17 protein-coding genes are annotated in these 18,054 nt (G+C 71.4%); 9 read left to right on the top strand and 8 right to left on the bottom strand.

The genetic code is table 11. From position 1 onward, the window contains the following. Window positions 1–19: 19 nt before the first annotated feature. The 6 genes from BLQ34_RS07210 to BLQ34_RS07185 all read right to left on the bottom strand — a co-directional run bounded on the left by BLQ34_RS07210 (window position 20) and on the right by BLQ34_RS07185 (window position 4,843). Entirely contained in the window at window positions 20–439 is a 420-nt protein-coding gene (locus BLQ34_RS07210) for a Fur family transcriptional regulator (RefSeq protein WP_091783443.1), read from the bottom strand. Further along, on the bottom strand, window positions 436–1,446 hold the full coding sequence (locus tag BLQ34_RS07205; RefSeq protein WP_091783441.1) for a metal ABC transporter permease: 1,011 nt from the start codon (window positions 1,444–1,446) through the stop codon (window positions 436–438). Before BLQ34_RS07205 ends, BLQ34_RS07210 begins: the two co-directional genes overlap by 4 nt. Beyond that, window positions 1,443–2,282, bottom strand: a complete 840-nt coding sequence (locus BLQ34_RS07200; RefSeq protein WP_091783438.1) for a metal ABC transporter ATP-binding protein — start codon at window positions 2,280–2,282, stop codon at window positions 1,443–1,445. Before BLQ34_RS07200 ends, BLQ34_RS07205 begins: the two co-directional genes overlap by 4 nt. Beyond that, a complete protein-coding gene (locus BLQ34_RS07195) occupies window positions 2,279–3,250 on the bottom strand; it encodes a metal ABC transporter substrate-binding protein (protein WP_231961485.1) in 972 nt (323 codons plus the stop codon). The genes BLQ34_RS07200 and BLQ34_RS07195 overlap by 4 nt, the downstream gene beginning before the upstream one ends. Before the next feature lie 39 nt (window positions 3,251–3,289). Continuing rightward, a complete protein-coding gene (locus BLQ34_RS07190; RefSeq protein ID WP_091783433.1) occupies window positions 3,290–3,574 on the bottom strand; it encodes a DUF6703 family protein in 285 nt (94 codons plus the stop codon). 75 nt (window positions 3,575–3,649) lie between these two features. After that, entirely contained in the window at window positions 3,650–4,843 is a 1,194-nt protein-coding gene (locus tag BLQ34_RS07185) for an aminotransferase class I/II-fold pyridoxal phosphate-dependent enzyme (protein ID WP_231961484.1), read from the bottom strand. Window positions 4,844–4,911: 68 nt separating this feature from the next. Here BLQ34_RS07185 and BLQ34_RS07180 point away from each other — a divergent pair, with 68 nt between their 5' ends. From BLQ34_RS07180 to BLQ34_RS07150, 7 genes are all read left to right on the top strand, one after another. Beyond that, window positions 4,912–6,303, top strand: coding sequence for a glycine--tRNA ligase (locus BLQ34_RS07180; RefSeq protein ID WP_091783431.1), 1,392 nt, complete (start codon window positions 4,912–4,914; stop codon window positions 6,301–6,303). A gap of 148 nt (window positions 6,304–6,451) precedes the next feature. Then, window positions 6,452–6,988, top strand: coding sequence for a SigE family RNA polymerase sigma factor (locus BLQ34_RS07175; protein ID WP_091783428.1), 537 nt, complete (start codon window positions 6,452–6,454; stop codon window positions 6,986–6,988). Further along, window positions 6,985–8,250, top strand: coding sequence for a hypothetical protein (locus BLQ34_RS07170; RefSeq protein WP_091783425.1), 1,266 nt, complete (start codon window positions 6,985–6,987; stop codon window positions 8,248–8,250). The genes BLQ34_RS07175 and BLQ34_RS07170 overlap by 4 nt, the downstream gene beginning before the upstream one ends. A gap of 107 nt (window positions 8,251–8,357) precedes the next feature. Further along, window positions 8,358–9,287 carry an ABC transporter ATP-binding protein gene (locus tag BLQ34_RS07165; protein WP_197674833.1) on the top strand — a complete coding sequence of 310 codons (930 nt, stop codon included), beginning with the start codon at window positions 8,358–8,360 and terminating at the stop codon, window positions 9,285–9,287. Continuing rightward, window positions 9,284–10,078 (top strand): ABC transporter permease, encoded by a 795-nt coding sequence (locus BLQ34_RS07160; RefSeq protein ID WP_091783419.1) that lies wholly within the window; start codon window positions 9,284–9,286, stop codon window positions 10,076–10,078. The genes BLQ34_RS07165 and BLQ34_RS07160 overlap by 4 nt, the downstream gene beginning before the upstream one ends. Window positions 10,079–10,152: 74 nt before the next feature. Continuing rightward, a complete protein-coding gene (locus tag BLQ34_RS19095; protein ID WP_197674785.1) occupies window positions 10,153–11,325 on the top strand; it encodes a sensor histidine kinase in 1,173 nt (390 codons plus the stop codon). Further along, on the top strand, window positions 11,322–11,930 hold the full coding sequence (locus BLQ34_RS07150; RefSeq protein ID WP_091783417.1) for a response regulator transcription factor: 609 nt from the start codon (window positions 11,322–11,324) through the stop codon (window positions 11,928–11,930). The genes BLQ34_RS19095 and BLQ34_RS07150 overlap by 4 nt, the downstream gene beginning before the upstream one ends. A gap of 88 nt (window positions 11,931–12,018) precedes the next feature. On the opposite strand, the gene BLQ34_RS07145 is transcribed toward BLQ34_RS07150, so the two are convergent. After that, window positions 12,019–12,858: a sulfurtransferase gene (locus BLQ34_RS07145; protein WP_091783415.1), complete on the bottom strand. Its 840-nt coding sequence runs from the start codon at window positions 12,856–12,858 to the stop codon at window positions 12,019–12,021. A 38-nt stretch (window positions 12,859–12,896) separates the two neighbouring features. Here BLQ34_RS07145 and dusB point away from each other — a divergent pair, with 38 nt between their 5' ends. Further along, the gene (dusB, locus tag BLQ34_RS07140; protein ID WP_091783407.1) at window positions 12,897–14,096 is read left to right on the top strand and encodes a tRNA dihydrouridine synthase DusB; all 1,200 of its coding nucleotides are present in this window, start codon (window positions 12,897–12,899) and stop codon (window positions 14,094–14,096) included. Between the two features lie 96 nt (window positions 14,097–14,192). Beyond that, entirely contained in the window at window positions 14,193–16,631 is a 2,439-nt protein-coding gene (locus BLQ34_RS07135; protein WP_091783404.1) for an ATP-binding cassette domain-containing protein, read from the top strand. Here BLQ34_RS07135 and pdxR read toward each other — a convergent pair. Next, a complete protein-coding gene (gene pdxR / locus BLQ34_RS07130; RefSeq protein WP_091783401.1) occupies window positions 16,616–18,046 on the bottom strand; it encodes a MocR-like pyridoxine biosynthesis transcription factor PdxR in 1,431 nt (476 codons plus the stop codon). The two genes, BLQ34_RS07135 and pdxR, sit on opposite strands and share 16 nt — an antisense overlap. Window positions 18,047–18,054 lie beyond the last annotated feature (8 nt).

Raw genomic sequence — 18,054 nt, 5'->3', positions numbered from 1 at the left:
TTTCCTTTGCTAGCAAAGGTTACGGGGAGCTGCAGGCGGCGCAGGTGCCGAAGATCTCCAGGGTGTGGTGGACGTCGGTGAAACCGTGCTGGGCGCTCACCTTGTTGGCCCAGGCCTCCACCGTCGGCCCTTCGACCTCGACGGTGCGCCCGCAGTCCCGGCACACCAGGTGGTGGTGGTGGCCGGTCGAGCACGCGCGATAGACCGCCTCGCCGTCGTCGGTGCGCAGCATGTCGATCTCGCCGTCGGCCGCCATCGCCTGCAGGTTGCGGTAGACGGTCGCGAGGCCGACCTTGTCGCCTGCGTCGCGCAGGATCGCGTGCAGCTCCTGGGCCGAGCGGAACTCGCCGGTCTCGGCGAGCACCGCCGCGACGGCCGCCCGCTGCCTCGTGGGGCGGCGGGTGCTCTCGGGCGCGGTTCGCTCCTGGGTGCCGGTCATGACTGGGCCGCCTCCTTGGCGTGCGGGCTGGGCTCGTGGCTGCCGGGGTCGTGCTCGTCGTAGTGCCCCTCGTGCGGAGCGTGCCGGTGCCCGTCGTGCACGTAGTCGACGTGGTCGCCGTGGGCCACTGCAGGGTGGCCGCACTCAGGGCCGTGCTCGTGGTCGTGCCGTTCGGCGCGGCGGTGCTGGTGCGCGCGGGCCCGGGCGAGCGCGGCGGTGACCGTGGCCGCCACGACGAAGAAGGCGATGGCCAGCAGCACGATCGTGCCGCCCGAGGGGGTCTCGGCGTAGAACGACGCGACCACCCCACCGACGCTGGACGTCACGCCCACGGCGACGGCCCAGCGGGTCGAGGCCCGGAAGCTGCGCCCGAGCAGCTGTGCGGTGGCGTTGGGGATGATCATCAGCGCGCTGATCAGCAGGAGGCCCACGACACGCATGGAGACCACCACCGTGACGGCGGTCAGGACGGCCAGTGCGATGTTGAGGCCAGTCACCGGCAAGCCGCTGGCGCGGGCGTACTCCTCGTCGTTGGCCACGGCGAACAGCCAGGGGCGCAGCAGCCAGGTGCCGACGAGGACGACCAGCGCCAGTCCGGCGAACACCCAGAGGTCCCGCTGGTCCGCGGTCGTGATCGCCCCGAACAGGTATGCCGTGAGGTTGGCCGGGCTGCTGCTCGGCGACTTCGCGATGATCACCACGCCGGCGGCGATGCCGCCGTAGAACATCACCGCGAGGGCGATGTCGCCGCTGGTGCGACCCCGTCCGCGGATCACCTCGATGGTGATCGCGGCCGCGACGGCGGCGACGAGGGCGGTGAGGACCGGGGCCTGCCCGGTGAGGACGCCGACGGCGACGCCGGCCAGCGCGACGTGCCCCATGCCGTCACCGATGAGGGACAGCCGGCGCTGCACGAGGAAGACCCCGACGAGGGGAGCGGCGATGCCGACGAGGACGGCGGCGACCAGGGCCTGGCGCATGAAGTCGAGGGAGAGGAGCTCGCTCATCGGTGTCCGCCTCCGCGCGGGTCGAGGGGGCCGGCCGAGGGCGCGCCGGGCAGGGTGGAGGTGCTCAGGCGGTTGTCGTGCTCGTGGTGGTGGTGGTCCGCCGCCGACTCGAATTCGCCTGTCCTGGTGGCGAACTCGTCACGAGAGCCGTCGAACGCGATTCGCCCGCCCTGCACGACGACGATCCGGGTGACGATGTCGGCCAGGGCTGCGAGCTCGTGGGTGACGATGATCATCGTCGTGCCACGCTCCGCGAGTCGTGCCAGCACCGCTGAGAGCACCTGCTGGTTGGCGGCGTCGACGCCGGCGGTCGGCTCGTCCATGAGGAGCACGTCGGGGTCTGCGGCGAGCGCGCGGGCGATGAGCACCCGACGTTGCTGCCCGCCGGACAGGGTCGCGACGTCGGCGTGGGCGCGGTCGTTCAGCCCCACGACGTCGAGGGCCCGGTCGATGATCGCGGCGTCGCGGGTCGACCGCAGCACCGGCCGCCACCAGCGGTGGTGGGCCAGCCGGCCCACGGCCACGATCTCGGCGACAGTGGCTCGGACCGAGGCCGAGAGGGTGTGGCGCTGTGGCACGTAGCCGAGGCGGGCGAACTCGGAGAACGACTCCCGCGGCTGGCCGAACAGCTCGAGGTCCCCACCGAGGTGGTCGTTGAGCCCGAGCAGCCCGCGGACCAGGGTGGACTTGCCCGACCCGTTGGGCCCCAGGATCGCGACGACCTCCCCGGCACGGATGGTGAGCGTGGCGCCGGTGACGACGGCCTGGTCGGCGTAGCCGAAGGAGGCGTGCCGGAGCTCGATGATGGGGGCGCCCTTCGGGGCGGTGGTCGTCATGAGCACTCCTGTCCGGCGCGCAGGACCTGCAGGTTGGCCCGCATCACGCTGGGGTAGTCGCGGCCCGCGGAGGCGGACGTGATGCCCTCGATCGGGTCGAGCACGGCCAGTCTGGCACCGGTCTCCCGGGCCAGGGTGCGGGCGACGTCCTGGCTCACGAGCGTCTCCGCGTAGACGGTGGTCGCGCCGGTCTCCCGGATGTGGGCGGTGAGCTCGGCCATTGCGGCTGGACTCGGTTCGGCGTCGGGCGACAACCCGGTGATCGACTCCTGGTGGAACCCGTAGGTCTGCGAGAGGTAGCCGAACGCCGCGTGCGAGGTCACCAGCTCCTTCGTCGCACACGACGCCAGCCCGGTGCGGAACTCGCCGTCGAGGGTCCGCATCGAGGCCCGGAACGCGGCGGCGTTCGCCCGGTATGCCGCCGCGTTGCCGGGGTCGCGCTCGGCCAGCCGGGCCGCGATCGCGTCGCCGACGTCGGCATAGCGCATCGGGTCGAGCCAGAAGTGCGGGTCCCGGGCGCCGTGGTCGGCATGCTGGTCGTCGGTCTCGGTCTGCTCCTCGGTCTCTCCGGCGTGCTCGTCGCCGTGGTCGTGGCCGTCCTCGACCAGGGCCAGGTCGAGGCGCGCGGCGGTCGAGACGTCGAGGGAGGTCCGCCCGGCCTGTTGGGCCACCGCCGCGTCGACGGCGGGCTGGAAGTGCTCCTCGTAGACGACGACATCGGCCTGGGCGACCTTGGCGACCTGGCGTGGGGTCAGCTCGAGGTCGTGCGGTTCGGCGCCGGGCTTGGTCAGGCCCTGGACGTCCACGTGGGTGCCGCCGACCTGCTGGACGGCGTACTCGAGCGGGTAGAAGGCCGCGACGACGCTCAGCCGTCCGTCGTCGGCGCCCCGCCCCCCGGTCGCACCGCAGGCGGAGACCATGGCGATGGACAGCAGGCCGGCGGCGAGACCGGGGAGGCGGAGCGTCATGACAATCATTCTCATGTTGGATGAGAACGATTGTCAAAGTCAGGTGCGCGGCAGGGCTTGCGTGAGTGTGATCGCGACGGCGATGAGGAGCACCGCGACGCGGCCGGCCCGGGCCCCGGTGTCGAGGGCCGGCCAGGCGAGGAAGAGCGTCCAGGCGAGGAACAGCACGACGACCAGCAGGAACACCCAGCCCCAGCCGGGCACGAAGATGCCGGCGACCATCAGGCCGAGGACCGCGAGGAACGGCACGGGGCGCGGCAGCCGGTTCAGGGTCTCGACGACGGGCAGGCTGGCAGCGGTGACGCGTTCACGCAGGGAGGGCACGGCGAAACCCTATGCTGTCGATCGAGGTGATCCGCGACCGGAATCGGGTCGACGAACACCTCGAACCAGATGGCCTCAGCCGCTGACCTGCTCAAGGACCTGCGCGAACCGCGGCAGGCTCGCCTCGATGGTCTCCATCGTCGCGGTGAGGCAGATCCGGAAGTAGCCCGGCGTCTCGAACAACCGCCCGGGCATGACCAGCACCCCTGCCTCCGCGAGCCGCGCCACGAACGCCTCGTCGTCGGGCAGCGGTGACCGGGGGAAGAGGTAGAAGGTGCCCTCCGGGGTCGCCACGTCATACCCCATCTCGCGCAAGGCGGCGGTCATCCGGTCGCGCTTGGCCTGCAGGTGCGCGACGTCGAGCGACAGCGTCTCCAGCCGGGGCACGGCGTACTGCATCACGGCGTTGGGGAACAGCCAGCCGGCCGCCACCTGCAGGCTCTCGACCGCGTCGATGACCTGGTCGGCGTCGGGCAGCTGCGGCGGGAGCGCGAGGTAGCCCAGCCGCTGGCCGGGAGCCAGGAGGGTCTTGCCGTAGCTGTAGCAGAGCACCGTGTGGGCATAGAACTCCGCCGGGCTGCGGAACGTGACGCCCTCGAAGACGATGCGGTTGTAGGGCTCGTCCGAGATGACGTAGATCCGGCGGCCGTTGCGCGCCGAGGCCGCTTCGAGCAGGTCGGCGAGGGCACGCAGGGTGGACTCGGGATACACGCGACCGGTCGGGTTGTTGGGGGAGTTGACCACCACCAGCCGGGTGCGCGGGGTGATGGCCGCCGCGATGGCGTCGAGGTCCAGGTCGAAGGTCTCGGGGTCGATCCGCACCTTCACGGGCACGAGCCCGGCCTCCAGGGCCAGCGCCTCGTAGAGGAACCACGGCGGCAGGCTGTAGACGACCTCGTCGCCGGGGTCGGCGAGCGACTTCATGGCCAGCGTGATCGCCCCGAACCCGCCGGTCGTCATGCGGATCCGGTCGCCGGTCCACGGCAGGTCGACCACCCTGCGCAACGACTCGGCGGCCGCCTCCTGGGCCTCCACGAGGCTGAACTTGTAGGCGAACCACAGCTCGTCACCCGGGACGGCCGCTGCACGCAGGGCCTCGACGTACTCGGGGATCGGCATCTCGTGGGGATCGCCGAAGGTGAAGTCCAGCACCCCCGGTTCCAGGCGGCGCTGCTGGTAGCCGGACTTGCGCGCGAACTCGAACAGCATCCGGAAGGGTCCGGCCTCGCCGATGCGGGCACTGCGCTCTGAGACGGGGCGGTCGTCCACCTCCCCGAGCGTAGGGCGCACGGCATACCCCGTCGAGAGGCGAGAACGCGCACAGTAACCTTGCGCGCATGGCTGCACCCTCCACCGTCGACACCGTCGTCTCCCTCTGCAAGCGCCGCGGGTTCGTGTTCCCCTGCGGAGAGATCTACGGCGGCACGAGGTCCGCGTGGGACTACGGCCCGCTCGGGGTGGAGCTGAAGGAGAACATCAAGCGGCAGTGGTGGCGGACCATGGTCACCGGCCGCGACGACGTCGTGGGCCTCGACTCCTCGGTGATCCTGCCGCGCCAGACGTGGGAGGCCTCCGGCCACGTCGCCACCTTCTCCGACCCGCTGGTCGAGTGCCTCTCCTGTCACAAGCGGTTCCGGGCCGACCACCTGCAGGAGGCCGTGGCGGAGAAGAAGGGGATCGACAACCCCGACGACGTGCCGCTCGCCGAGATCGCCTGCACCAACTGCGGCACCCGGGGCCAGTGGACCGAGCCGCGGCAGTTCTCCGGCCTGCTCAAGACCTTCCTCGGTGTCGTCGAGGACGAGTCGGGGCTGCACTACCTGCGTCCCGAGACGGCCCAGGGCATCTTCCTCAACTTCCTCAACGTGATGAACTCCGCGCGCAAGAAGCCGCCGTTCGGCATCGCCCAGACCGGCAAGAGCTTCCGCAACGAGATCACCCCGGGCAACTTCATCTTCCGCACCCGCGAGTTCGAGCAGATGGAGATGGAGTTCTTCGTCAAGCCGGGCGAGGACGAGGACTGGCACCAGTACTGGATCGACGAGCGCACCCGCTGGTACACCGACCTCGGCATCAACCCCGACAACCTGCGCCACTACGAGCACGCCCAGGAAAAGCTGAGCCACTACTCCAAGCGCACCGTCGACATCGAGTACCGCTTCGGCTTCACCGGCAGCGAGTGGGGCGAGCTCGAGGGCATCGCCAACCGCACCGACTTCGACCTCAAGACGCACAGCGAGCACTCCGGCACCGACCTCGTCTTCTTCGACCAGGCCAGCGGCGAGAAGTACACCCCCTACGTCATCGAGCCGGCGGCCGGCCTGTCCCGCTCGCTGATGACCTTCCTCGTCGACGCCTACACCGAGGACGAGGCCCCCAACACCAAGGGCGGCGTCGACAAGCGGGTGGTCCTCAAGCTCGACAAGCGGCTCGCGCCGGTCAAGGCGGCCGTGCTGCCCCTGTCGCGCAACGCCGACCTGTCACCCAAGGCCCGCGACCTCGCGGCGACGCTGCGCCAGCACTGGAACATCGACTTCGACGACGCCGGTGCGATCGGTCGCCGCTACCGCCGCCAGGACGAGATCGGCACGCCGTTCTGCATCACCGTCGACTTCGAGACGCTCGAGGACCACGCCGTCACGATCCGTGAGCGCGACACCATGGCCCAGGAGCGCGTCTCGCTCGACAAGGTGGAGGAGTACCTCGGCGGTCGCCTGCTCGGCTGCTGACCGCAGCCCCGGTGCACGAACCTTTGCTAGCAAAGGTTCCGGAGTGACGGACAGGTTGCAACCTGTCCTCCTCCCGGTTTCCTGTGCTAGCAAAGGTTGGGTATGCCGGACGCCAACCTTTTGGGGGCCACCGTGCGTTACTGGTGGCATGCAGAGGGAGGTGGACGAGGAGTTCGCGCGCTATGTGCGCGCCCGGCAGCACCGGCTGCTGCGTGCCGCGTTCCTCGTCTGCGGTGACGTCCACCTCGCCGAGGACCTCCTGCAGGGCGCGTTGGCCAAGCTGGCCACGCGCTGGGTGCGACTGCGCGACGAGAACCCCGACGCGTACGTCCGCAAGATCCTCTACCGCGACGCCGTGTCGTCGTGGCGCCGCACCCGGCGTGAGAGCCTCTCGATCTTCCCCGACCTCGACCTCCCGGGGGTCGAGTCGGACCGGTCGTCGGGCACGGACGAGCGGGTCGACCTGGTGCGCGCCCTGGGGCAGCTGACGCCGAAGCAGCGCGCGGTCGTCGTCCTGAGGTTCTTCGAGGACCGCAGCGAGGCCGACACCGCCGAGGCCCTCGGGGTCTCGGTCGGCACGGTGAAGAGCCAGACGCACGCGGCCCTCGCCCGGCTGCGCACCCTGCTGCCCGAGCTCGCGCCACACCTGTCGGGCTCGCCCTCGTCGGGAGAGGAGACCCCATGACCGACCGTGACCTGACTGCCCTGCTCGAGCGGGCGACCGAGGACGTCGTCGAGCGGGACTTTGCCGAGAACGCCTGGGCTGCCGCCCTGGCCGCTCGGCGGCACCGTCGGCGCACCCTGCTGACCGGGGTCGGGGCGGTGGCCGTGGCCGCGCTCGCCGTGACTGCCGTCCAGCTGGGTGGCGCCGACCACCCCAAGCCCACGCCGGCGACCTCGTCGACCACCTCGACGACTGGCGGAACGCTGTCTGACGGCACGGCATACGCGGTGATGCCGCAGGAGGGCACGGAGGGGCAGCTGCGCGACTTCGACGCCGGCCTGCCTTCGACGATCGACGTCAGGGCCAGGGCGGAGGCGTTCTCGGCGGCCAGGCCGCCGGGCTCGGTGGTGGCGGTCTACCTGCGTGCCGACGGGGACGACCTCCTCCACCCCGTGCTGGTCGCGGGTGACGGGCGCCACGTCCTGATGGGCGACGTCGACCTGGTCCGGACCACCGACGCCAGCGGCAACGAGGCGACGCCGCTGGGTCCGCGGGCCGTCGGGGGCGGCGGACGCTACGTCGTCTTCCCGCAGCGTGACCACGTGCTGCGCCTCGACGCCCAGACCGGCGACACGGTGTCCTACCCCGTGCCGGCCCAGCACGTGGAGTGGGCCGGCTGGAACGCTGCGGGCACCCGGATCGTCGCGCGTGCCTCGGAGGGCGCGTGGTCGATCGACCCGTCGACGAGCCGGGCCGAGGCGGTGCCGGTGGTCGGCGGCTACGAGGGCACCTTCCGGGTCACGGCCACCGACGCGCTGCCCTCCGACGTCCGCGTGACGCGGTTCGACGAGGACGGCAGGCCGCTGATGTCCACCCCGGTGCGTGGACCCACCTGGTCGCTGTGGGGCGAGACCGTCAACACCGAGACCCTGGCCGCGACCGGCGCCTTCTTCGACCAGAACGTGACCTCCAAGGTCATCCGTCGCGGCTACGGCCCGATCTACCAGGGCCTGCTGGTCGTCGAGCCGTCGTCCGGAGCCGCCAAGGTGCTGCTCGCACCCGAGAATCCCGACGGCCAGACCGGCCGCGTCAAGGGATGCTGCACGGTGCTCGGATGGGCCGACGCCGACACCGTGCTCTTCCAGTCCCTGGGCAGCCACGGGCGGTGGGTCCTCGCGTGGAAGACGACCACCGGCGAGGTGTTCGAGGTCGCGCGGATCACCACCTCTGCTCCCGACGACCCGGTCACCCCGATCGCACTCAACGTCGGCCGGCGCTCCTGACACCGAGGCTCTGGTCCTGACAGACGTCACGGTCGGCTCGTGACGGCTGTGTGGGGGCGCGACAGCGTGCCCGCGGCACGCTTCGGGTCATGTCACAGACCGCACGCATGTCACAGGGTCAGGCGCCGGGAGCCGCGCGCAGCACGGCGGTGCCCGCGATCGAGCTGCGCGGCCTCACCAAGAGCTTCGGCAGTGTCCGCGCCGTACGCGGGATCGACCTGACCGTGCACCCGGGGGAGATCATCGCGTTCCTCGGGCCGAACGGCGCCGGCAAGACCACGACCATCGACATGATGCTCGGGCTCTCCCGGCCCGACGAGGGGAGCGTGCAGGTCTACGGCATGGAGCCGCCAGACGCGGTCCGCCACGGCCTGATCTCGGCCGTGATGCAGTCCGGAGGCCTCCTCAAGGACCTCACCGTCGAGGAGACCCTGCGGCTGACCGCCAGCCTGTTCAGCAACACCCGGCCGGTGGCGGAGGTGCTGGGCCGGGCCGGCATCGCCGACATCGGTGACCGGCGCGTCGGCAAGTGCTCGGGCGGCCAGCAGCAGCGGCTGCGGTTCGCCATGGCGCTGCTGCCGGACCCCGAGCTCCTCGTCCTCGACGAGCCGACCACCGGCATGGACGTCACCGGCCGCCGCGACTTCTGGGCGGCCATCCGCGAGGACGCCGCGCAGGGGCGCACCGTGCTGTTCGCCACGCACTACCTGGAGGAGGCCGACGCCTACGCCGACCGCATCGTCCTCGTCAGCCACGGCCAGGTGGTGGCCGACGGCACCGCCTCGCAGGTCAAGGCGCTCGTCTCCGGCCGCACCGTCCGCGCCACCCTGCACGACGCCGACGAGGTTGCGCTGCAACGACTTCCCGGTGTCGAGACGGTCGAGGTGCGGGGCGACTCCGTGCTCATCGCCACGACCGACAGCGACGCGGTCGCCCGCCACCTGCTGGCCCACACCAGCGCCCACGACCTCGAGATCACCTCCCGCGGCCTGGAGGACGCCTTCATCTCACTGACCACCGAGGGGGACGAGTCATGACCACCGCCACCGCAACCGCCGCTGCCGACCGGGTCGTCCCGCCGCTGGGTGGGTTCAACCCGACGCTGCTGCGCCTCGAGCTGCGCCGGATGATGCGCAACCGCCGCACCGTGATCTTCTCGATGGTGCTGCCGGTCGTGTTCTTCCTGCTCTTCGGCACCGGCAAGGACTACTCGCTGCAGGCCGACGGCCCGCACGGCAACTGGGCCGCCGCGATCATGATCTCGATGGCCCTCTACGGCGCGATGCTGTCCACGACCGCCGGAGGCGCGATGGTCTCGACCGAACGCAGCCAGGGATGGAGCCGCCAGCTGCGCCTCACGCCGCTGACACCCGCGGCATACATCGCCGTCAAGGTGCTCGTGGCCATGCTGCTCGGGCTGCTCTCCGTCGTCGTCGTGTATGCCGCCGGCGCACTGACGCAGGCGCGGATGGACACCCACCTGTGGTGGGAGACGGCGCTGATCGCCTGGGTGGGGTCGCTGGTCTTCGCCGCGTTCGGCGTGTTCATGGGCTACCTGCTCCCCACGGACAACGTGATGCAGATCCTCGGCCCGGGGCTGGCACTGCTGGCCTTCCTCGGCGGACTCTTCACCCCGTTGGACCAGATGGGTCACACCTTCCAGACCATCGCGAAGTTCACACCCATGTACGGCGTGAGTGAGCTGGCGCACGCACCGATGACGGGTGACAGCCCCGGCTGGGTGGGCCTGGCCAACGTGCTGGTGTGGCTTGCTGTCTTCGCGGGAGGCGCGGCATGGCGGTTCCGTCGCGACACCGCGCGCGTCTGAGGCCGCTCCAGGCCCTGAGGTCCTTCACGCCGGGCCCGTTCACCACCGGGCCGGTCTCTGACAGGCTGGGTGACGTGAGCGAGCGAGACGTCGGCGAGGACTTCCGGGGTGGCCGGCTCATCGGCTTCTTCTTCGCAGGCATCTGGCTGGTCTTCCTGTCCGACGCGTTCAGCGCCGCCTGGCAGCAGCGCCAGAGCCTGCGGGCGGACGGCGGCCTCATCGTGCTCGTCGTGTTCGTCGTGCTCTACCTCGTGCACTTCTCCCACCTGCGGGCGGCGGTGTGGGGCACCCGCGGCTCGGTCGACTCGCACTGGTACGTCACGAGGATCGGGATCGCCTACTGGGCCGGGCTCGCCCTGCTGGCGGCCCTCGCCACGGTGACGATCGGACAGGAGGGCGCCGCCACCTGGGTCTTCCTCGCGGTGTCGGGACTGTGGACCTTCCGTGTCCGCCTGGGCCTGGCGCTCGGGGGATGCCTCGTGGCGCTCTACGAGTTCCTCACCTTCCACGTCGACGGCTGGACCCACGACGCGAGCATCAGCATGTCGATGGTGCTCGCGATGGCGGCGGTGACCGGCGGCATGATCGCCGCACAACGACAGCGCGCGCTCGCGGAGGCGCGCGAGGAGAACGCCCGGCTCGCGATCCAGGACGAGCGCAACCGGATGGCCCGGGACGTGCACGACATCCTCGGGCACAGCCTCACGGTCATCACCGTCAAGGCCGAGCTGGCTGCCCGGCTGCTGGAGGTCAGCCCCGAACGGGCGCGGGTCGAGGTGGCCGATCTCGAGCGGCTGGCCCGCGACGCGCTCGCGGACGTGCGGCAGGCCGTCGCCGGGTTCCGCGAGATGTCGCTGCCCGCCGAGCTGGCCCGCGCCCGCTCCAGCCTGGCCGCGGCGGGGATCGAGGCCGACCTGCCGACCGCGGCCGACGCGGTGCCGAGCCACCTGCGCGAGCTCTGCGCCTGGACCCTGCGCGAAGGGGTCACCAACGTGATCCGGCACAGCAGTGCGACGACCTGCCGTGTCAGTCTCGACGAGCAGGGCATCACCGTCACCGACGACGGAGTCGGGGTGCAGCCCGGGAGTCCCGGCACCGGGTTGATCGGGCTCCAGGAACGCGCCGAGGCCGCCGGCGCCCACCTCGTCGCGGGACCGCTGTCGCCGAGGGGCTACCAGCTGGCGGTCACGACGTCCGCCGACCCCCGCGGGGCCGATCCCGACACGCACGAGAGGGTTGAGGCATGACCATCCGACTGCTGCTCGCCGACGACCAGGCCATGGTGCGAGGTGCCCTGGCCACCCTGCTCGGACTCGAGCCCGACATGGAGGTGGTCGCCGAGGTCGGCAGCGGCGACGACGTGGTCGCGGCGGCCCGGTCCACCCACCCGGACGTGGCGCTGATCGACGTCGAGATGCCGGGTCTGGACGGGATCGCCGCCACAGCGGCGTTGCACGACGCCATGCCCGGTGTCCGGGTGCTGATCGTCACGACCTTCGGGCGACCCGGCTTCCTGCGGCGAGCGCTCCAGGCGGGCGCCAGCGGCTTCGTGGTCAAGGACACCCCGGCCCGCCAGCTCGCCGAGGCCGTGCGTCGCGTGCACTCCGGGCTGCGCGTCGTCGACCCGGCGCTGGCCGCCGACTCGCTCGCCGGCGGTGAGTCCCCGCTCACGGCTCGAGAGACCGAGGTGCTCGTCGCGGCTCGGGCGGGCGGTTCGGTCGCCGACATCGCCCGGGACGTCAGCCTGTCGGAGGGGACCGTCCGCAACCACCTGTCCTCGGCGATCGGCAAGACGATGGCCCGCAACCGGGCCGATGCGGTCCGCATCGCCGACGAGTACGGCTGGCTCTGACGCTCCTGCGTCCTGCGGTTCGAGGTGATACCAGACCGGAATCCGGTCCGATATCACCTCGAACCGGGGGGAGCGCGAGCGGTGGGGGTCAGGCTCCGGTGGCCACCGGACGGCTGGGGTCGGTGATCCACTCGCTCCACGACCCGGCATACAGGGCTGCCTCGATGCCGGCCTCGTGCAGCGCCAGCACCTCGTGCGCGGCCGTCACCCCCGACCCGCAGTAGGCGGCCACTGGTCCCGCCGTGAGGTCTCCCTTGCGGGAGAACAGGTCTCGCAAGGTGGCAGCGTCGAGGAAGCAGTCGTCGGCGGCGAGGTTCTCGGTGGTCGGTGCGCTGACCGCCCCCGGCACGTGTCCGGCCACGGGGTCGATCGGCTCCGTCTCCCCCCGGAACCGCTCGGCAGCGCGCGCGTCGAGGAGCAGGCCCTCGCGCGCCACCCGGGCGGCACCCTCGGCATCGACCAGCGGCATCCCACCCGCGTGCGCCTCGAACGCCCCGGCGCCCGGCTCGGGCGGCTCAGTCGTCACCGGGCCGCCCACTGAACGCCACGCGGCGAGCCCGCCGTCGAGCACCCGCACGTCGGTCGCACCGAAGTACCTGAGCACCCACCACCCCCGGGCCGCCCCCATCGACGGGCCCTGGTCGTAGACCACGATGCGCGAGTCGTTGTCCGCACCGCAACGTCGGGCTGCGGCCTCGACAGCGTGCGCCTGGGGGAGCGGGTGACGACCGCCGGCGCCGGGTGGCCCAGCGAGCTCGGCGTCGAGGTCGACGTGGTGGGCGCCCGGCAGGTGCGCCGCGGCATACAGCTCCCGCCCGGGCGGACCCGCGGTCGCGGTGAGGCTCCACTGGACGTCGACGAGGACCACCGGGACCTTGTCGTCCCGGAGCTCGGCGAGGAGCGCGTCGGCGCTGACGAGGGCACGCATTCGGCCAGTCAACCAGCAGATGGGACACTGGTGCCGCCATGACCACCACCTCCACCGCCGTGCTGCCCCCGCTGCAGATCGGGCGCCACACCATCGAGTCGCCGGTCGTGCTGGCCCCGATGGCGGGCATCACCAACCGCGCGTTCCGCAAGCTGTGCCGCGAGTACGGCAACCAGGGGCTCGACCAGGGTGGTGCCAGCGGAGCGACCTCCCTCTACGTCAGCGAGATGATCACCTCTCGCGCACTGGTCGAGCGGACACCCGAGTCGATGCGGCTGATCGAGCACGACCCGGAGGAGGACCCGCGCTCGATCCAGCTCTACGGCGTCGACCCGGCGACCGTCGCTGCGGCCGTCCGCATGCTCGTCACGGAGGACCGGGCCGACCACATCGACCTCAACTTCGGCTGCCCCGTCCCGAAGGTGACCCGCAAGGGCGGCGGCGCCGCCCTGCCGTGGAAGCGCGACCTGTTCGAGGCCATCGTGCGTGGCGCGGTCCGCGAGGCCAGCCCGTATGACGTGCCGGTCACCGTGAAGATGCGCAAGGGCATCGACGACGACCACCTCACCTACCTCGAGGCAGGGCGCACCGCCGAGCGAGCCGGGGTGGCGGCTGTGGCACTGCACGGGCGGACTGCCTCGCAGGCCTACTCGGGCGAGGCCGACTGGTCGGCGATCGCGCGGCTGAAGGAGGCCGTGAAGACGATCCCGGTGCTCGGCAACGGCGACATCTGGTCGGCCGAGGACGCCGTGCGGATGACGCGTGAGACCGGCTGCGACGGGGTCGTGGTGGGCCGTGGGTGCCTCGGTCGGCCCTGGCTCTTCACCGACCTAGCCGCCGCCTTCGCGGGTGCGCCGGCGCGGGTCGAGCCGACGCTCGGCGAGGTGACCGCGACGATGCGGCGGCACACCGAGTACCTCATCGACTTCTACGACGACGAGTACAAGGCGTGCCGCGACATCCGCAAGCACATCGCGTGGTACCTCAAGGGATTCCCGGCCGGCTCGACGGTGCGCCACCAGCTCGCGCTGGTCGACTCGATGGAGGCCCTCGACCGGCTGATCGCGACGATGGACCCTTCCGCCACCTGGCCGGGGGAGGCTGCGGAAGGGCAGCGTGGCCGGGCTGGTTCGCCCCGGCACGTGGCGCTGCCCGAGGGCTGGCTCGAGAGCCGCGAGCTCAGTGAGGCACACCGACAGGCCGTCGCGGAAGCCGAGCTCTCGGTCTCCGGGGGCTGACGACCCGGTCGGCTCGGGTCGTCACGAATCGAGAAGCCTGTCGCCCAAACCCGTGACTAGGCTTGCGAGCCGACGGACGCGGGAGAGGGAGGCACGATGAGCAGGGGAAAGACGACCGAGGCCAAGGCCACGCAGGCCGGGGCCACGCAGGCCGGGGCCACGGACTCTCAGGGGACCGGGGTGCACGTCGCCGACAGCCACGACCTGATCCGGGTGCACGGTGCCCGGGAGAACAACCTCAAGGACGTCAGCGTCGACATCCCCAAGCGGCGGCTGACCGTCTTCACCGGCGTCTCCGGCTCGGGCAAGAGCTCGTTGGTCTTCGGCACCATCGCGGCGGACTCCCAGCGGATGATCAACGAGACCTACAGCGCCTTCGTGCAGGGGTTCATGCCGTCGCTGGCCCGGCCTGACGTCGACCTGCTCGAGGGGCTGACGACGGCGATCATCGTCGACCAGGAGCGGATGGGTGCCAACCCCCGCTCGACCGTCGGCACGGCGACCGACGCCAACGCGATGCTGCGGATCCTGTTCAGCCGGTTGGGAAAGCCCTACGTGGGGCCGCCGACCGCGTTCTCGTTCAACGTGCCCACCCGCAAGGCCAGCGGGGTGATGAGCACCGAGAAGGCCGGCGGCCGCGTCGAGAAGGCCGTGGTCCAGAACCAGGTCTACCTCGGCGGCATGTGCGCGCGCTGCGAGGGCATGGGGGCGGTCTCCGACTTCGACCTGACCGCCCTCTACGACGAGTCCAAGTCGCTGCGCGACGGCGGCCTGACCGTGCCCGGCTACTCCATGGACGGCTGGTACGGCAGGTTGTTCGAGGGGATGGGGCTGCCGATGGACAAGCCGATCGGCTCGTTCACCAAGAAGCAGCTCGAGACGATGCTCTACGCCGAACCGACCAAGATCAAGGTCGAAGGCGTCAACCTCACCTTCGAGGGCGTCATCCCCAAGATCCAGAAGTCGATGCTCAGCAAGGACGTCGAGGCGATGCAGCCGCACGTCCGGCGCTTCGTCGAGCGGGCCATCACCTTCCAGACCTGTCCCGAGTGTGAGGGCACCCGCCTCAGCGCCGAGGCCAGGTCGTCGAAGATCAAGGGCAAGAACATCGCCGACCTGTGCACGATGCAGATCAGCGACCTGGCGCAGTGGGTGCGCGAGCTGGAGGAGCCGTCGGTGGCGCCGTTGGTGGCGGGCCTGCAGCATGCGCTCGACTCCTTCACCGAGATCGGGCTGGGCTACCTCTCCCTGGACCGGCCGGCCGGCACGCTGTCCGGTGGTGAGGCCCAGCGCACCAAGATGATCCGACACCTCGGCTCGTCCCTCACCGACGTGACCTACGTCTTCGACGAGCCCACGATCGGGCTGCACCCGCACGACATCGAGCGGATGAACCAGCTGCTCCTCCAGCTGCGCGACAAGGGCAACACCGTGCTCGTCGTCGAGCACAAGCCGGAGACCATCGCGATCGCCGACCACGTCGTCGACCTCGGCCCGGGCGCCGGCAGGGCCGGTGGCGCGGTCTGCTTCGAGGGCACCGTCGACGGGCTGCGCGGCAGCGACACCACCACCGGCCACCACCTCGACGACCGCGCGCACCTCAAGGAGTCGGTGCGTGAGCGCACCGGGGTGATGGAGGTCCGGGGAGCCTCGACCCACAACCTGCGCGACGTCGACGTCGACATCCCGCTGGGGGTGCTCTGCGTCGTCACCGGGGTCGCGGGTTCGGGCAAGAGCTCGCTGATCCATGGCTCGGTCGCCAAGCGGGACGGCGTGGTGGTGATCGACCAGGCCGCGATCAAGGGCTCGCGCCGCAGCAACCCGGCCACCTACACCGGGCTGCTGGAGCCGATCCGCAAGGCGTTCGCCAAGGCCAACGGCGTCAAGCCCGCCCTCTTCAGCTCCAACTCCGAGGGTGCCTGCCCGAGCTGCAACGGCGCGGGCGTCATCTTCACCGAGCTGGGGGTCATGGCCACCGTCGAGTCGACCTGCGAGGAGTGCGAGGGGCGGCGGTTCCAGGCGGCGGTGCTCGAGTACACCCTGGGCGGCAAGAACATCGCCGAGGTGCTGGCCATGTCGGTCACCGAGGCCGAGTCGTTCTTCGGCAGCGGCGACGCCAAGACGCCGGCCGCCCACACCGTGCTCGACCGGCTCGTCGACGTCGGGCTGGGCTACCTCAGCCTCGGGCAGCCGCTGACCACCCTGTCCGGTGGCGAGCGCCAGCGGCTCAAGCTGGCCGCCCAGATGTCGGAGAAGGGCGACGTCTACGTGCTCGACGAGCCGACCACGGGTCTGCACCTCGCCGACGTCGAGAACCTACTGGGGCTGCTGGACCGGCTCGTGGAGTCGGGCAAGTCGGTCATCGTCATCGAGCACCACCAGGCTGTGATGGCGCACGCCGACTGGATCGTCGACCTGGGTCCCGGGGCGGGGCACGACGGTGGACGCGTGGTGTTCGAAGGCACCCCCGCCGACCTGGTCGCCGACCGCTCCACGCTGACCGGCGAGCACCTGGCTCTCTACGTCGGGGCCTGACCCGGGCCGGGCAGCACCGCCGCGAGGCGCGCCACGGCCTCCGGCACCTGGTCCACCTCGATCCTCCGGAACCCCATCGCGAGGCCCGGTCGAGGAGTGCTGCCCCTGAAGCGCACCGAGACGGGCTCGAGGGCGACCCCGGCCCGGGCGGCGTCGGCGGCCACCGCCACGTCGTCCACGCCGCGGTCGACGAAGTAGGTGCAGACGTGCAGCCCGGCGGCGGACGGCAGCACCTGGAGGACTCCGGCGGGCAGCGTCGCGAGGCCGTCGAGCAGCGCCTGCCGTCGACGTGCGTAGACCTTGGTGACCTTCCGGACGTGGGCCGACAGCAGCCCTTCGGACATGAACCTGGCCAGGGCGCCCTGGGTGACCGCGTCGCCCTGCCAGTCGGTGAGGAGCTTGGCCTCGCGCAGGGTGTCCTGGAGCGAGCGAGGGGCGATGAGGTAGCCAACCCGTAGCGACGGCATCAGCGTCTTGGAGAACGACCCGATGTAGACCACCCGGCCGTCGCGGTCGAGGTTCTGCAACGGCGCCAGGGGTCGGTCCTCGAACCGGAACTCGCTGTCGTAGTCATCCTCGACGATGACGACGTTGCGTCGAGACGCCCACTCCAACAACGCGATCCGACGTCGCAGTGACATCACCGCGCCGGTGGGGAACTGGTGCGACGGGGTCACGTAGACGACCCGCGCGGAGCCGGGGAGCTCGTCCACCACGAGGCCCTCGGCGTCGACCCGCACCGGTCGCACCACGGCACCGTGCGAGGCGAACAGCCGGGTGGCCGCGGTGTAGCCCGGGTCCTCCACCACCACGACGTCCTTCGGGTCGAGGACCGCGCGGGCGACGACGTCGAGCGCCTGCTGGGCGCCGTTGGTGAGCAGCACGTCCTCGGCGCCGGCGACGACCGACCTGGACAGGCCGACATACCGCGCGATCTCGGCCTGGAGGCCGGGGTGGCCGCCGCCCTCGTAGGCGGACGCGGTGAGCAGGGACGGTCGCAAGGTGGCCGACACCAGGCGGCGCCACACCGCGAGCGGGAAGAGCGTCGTGTCGGGACCGCCGACGGAGAGGTCGAACTCCGTGGGTGCGGCGTCGGCGACAGGCGGCGGCAGGGACTCCCAGACCGGCCGCGGGCGCACGGCACCCACCGGCGCGCGGCGGGCGCGGCGGGGTTCGATGTCGGGGCACACGAAGGTCCCGGCGCCGACGCGCGTCACCAGGAAGCCCTCGGCGGTGAGCCGGTCGTATGCGGTGGTGACGGTGCCGCGGGCGACCCCCAGCGACGCGGCCAGCGCCCGGCTCGGTGGCAGCTTCGCGCCGGCTGCCAGCCGCCCGTCGAGGACGGCGTCGAGGAGCTCGCGGTAGATGGAGGCGGCGCGGTCGCCCGAGGTGCCGGGGGAGAGGGGCAGGTCCACCCGAACAG

It is taken from the genome of Pedococcus dokdonensis (assembly GCF_900104525.1).
In the GTDB taxonomy this organism is placed as follows: domain Bacteria; phylum Actinomycetota; class Actinomycetes; order Actinomycetales; family Dermatophilaceae; genus Pedococcus; species Pedococcus dokdonensis.
The sequence above is the reverse complement of the archived record's forward strand: the minus strand, read 5'-3'. Positions and strand labels throughout refer to the sequence as shown.

What these genes read in the sequence shown, in the direction of transcription:
- BLQ34_RS07210 (WP_091783443.1), bottom strand. Translation starts at nt 439, where the DNA reads ATGACCGGCACCCAGGAGCGAACCGCGCCCGAGAGCACCCGCCGCCCC.
- BLQ34_RS07205 (WP_091783441.1), bottom strand. Translation starts at nt 1,446, where the DNA reads ATGAGCGAGCTCCTCTCCCTCGACTTCATGCGCCAGGCCCTGGTCGCC.
- BLQ34_RS07200 (WP_091783438.1), bottom strand. Translation starts at nt 2,282, where the DNA reads ATGACGACCACCGCCCCGAAGGGCGCCCCCATCATCGAGCTCCGGCAC.
- BLQ34_RS07195 (WP_231961485.1), bottom strand. Translation starts at nt 3,250, where the DNA reads ATGACGCTCCGCCTCCCCGGTCTCGCCGCCGGCCTGCTGTCCATCGCC.
- BLQ34_RS07180 (WP_091783431.1), top strand. Translation starts at nt 4,912, where the DNA reads ATGGCTGCACCCTCCACCGTCGACACCGTCGTCTCCCTCTGCAAGCGC.
- BLQ34_RS07175 (WP_091783428.1), top strand. Translation starts at nt 6,452, where the DNA reads ATGCAGAGGGAGGTGGACGAGGAGTTCGCGCGCTATGTGCGCGCCCGG.
- BLQ34_RS07170 (WP_091783425.1), top strand. Translation starts at nt 6,985, where the DNA reads ATGACCGACCGTGACCTGACTGCCCTGCTCGAGCGGGCGACCGAGGAC.
- BLQ34_RS07165 (WP_197674833.1), top strand. Translation starts at nt 8,358, where the DNA reads ATGTCACAGGGTCAGGCGCCGGGAGCCGCGCGCAGCACGGCGGTGCCC.
- BLQ34_RS07160 (WP_091783419.1), top strand. Translation starts at nt 9,284, where the DNA reads ATGACCACCGCCACCGCAACCGCCGCTGCCGACCGGGTCGTCCCGCCG.
- BLQ34_RS07150 (WP_091783417.1), top strand. Translation starts at nt 11,322, where the DNA reads ATGACCATCCGACTGCTGCTCGCCGACGACCAGGCCATGGTGCGAGGT.
- BLQ34_RS07145 (WP_091783415.1), bottom strand. Translation starts at nt 12,858, where the DNA reads ATGCGTGCCCTCGTCAGCGCCGACGCGCTCCTCGCCGAGCTCCGGGAC.
- dusB (WP_091783407.1), top strand. Translation starts at nt 12,897, where the DNA reads ATGACCACCACCTCCACCGCCGTGCTGCCCCCGCTGCAGATCGGGCGC.
- BLQ34_RS07135 (WP_091783404.1), top strand. Translation starts at nt 14,193, where the DNA reads ATGAGCAGGGGAAAGACGACCGAGGCCAAGGCCACGCAGGCCGGGGCC.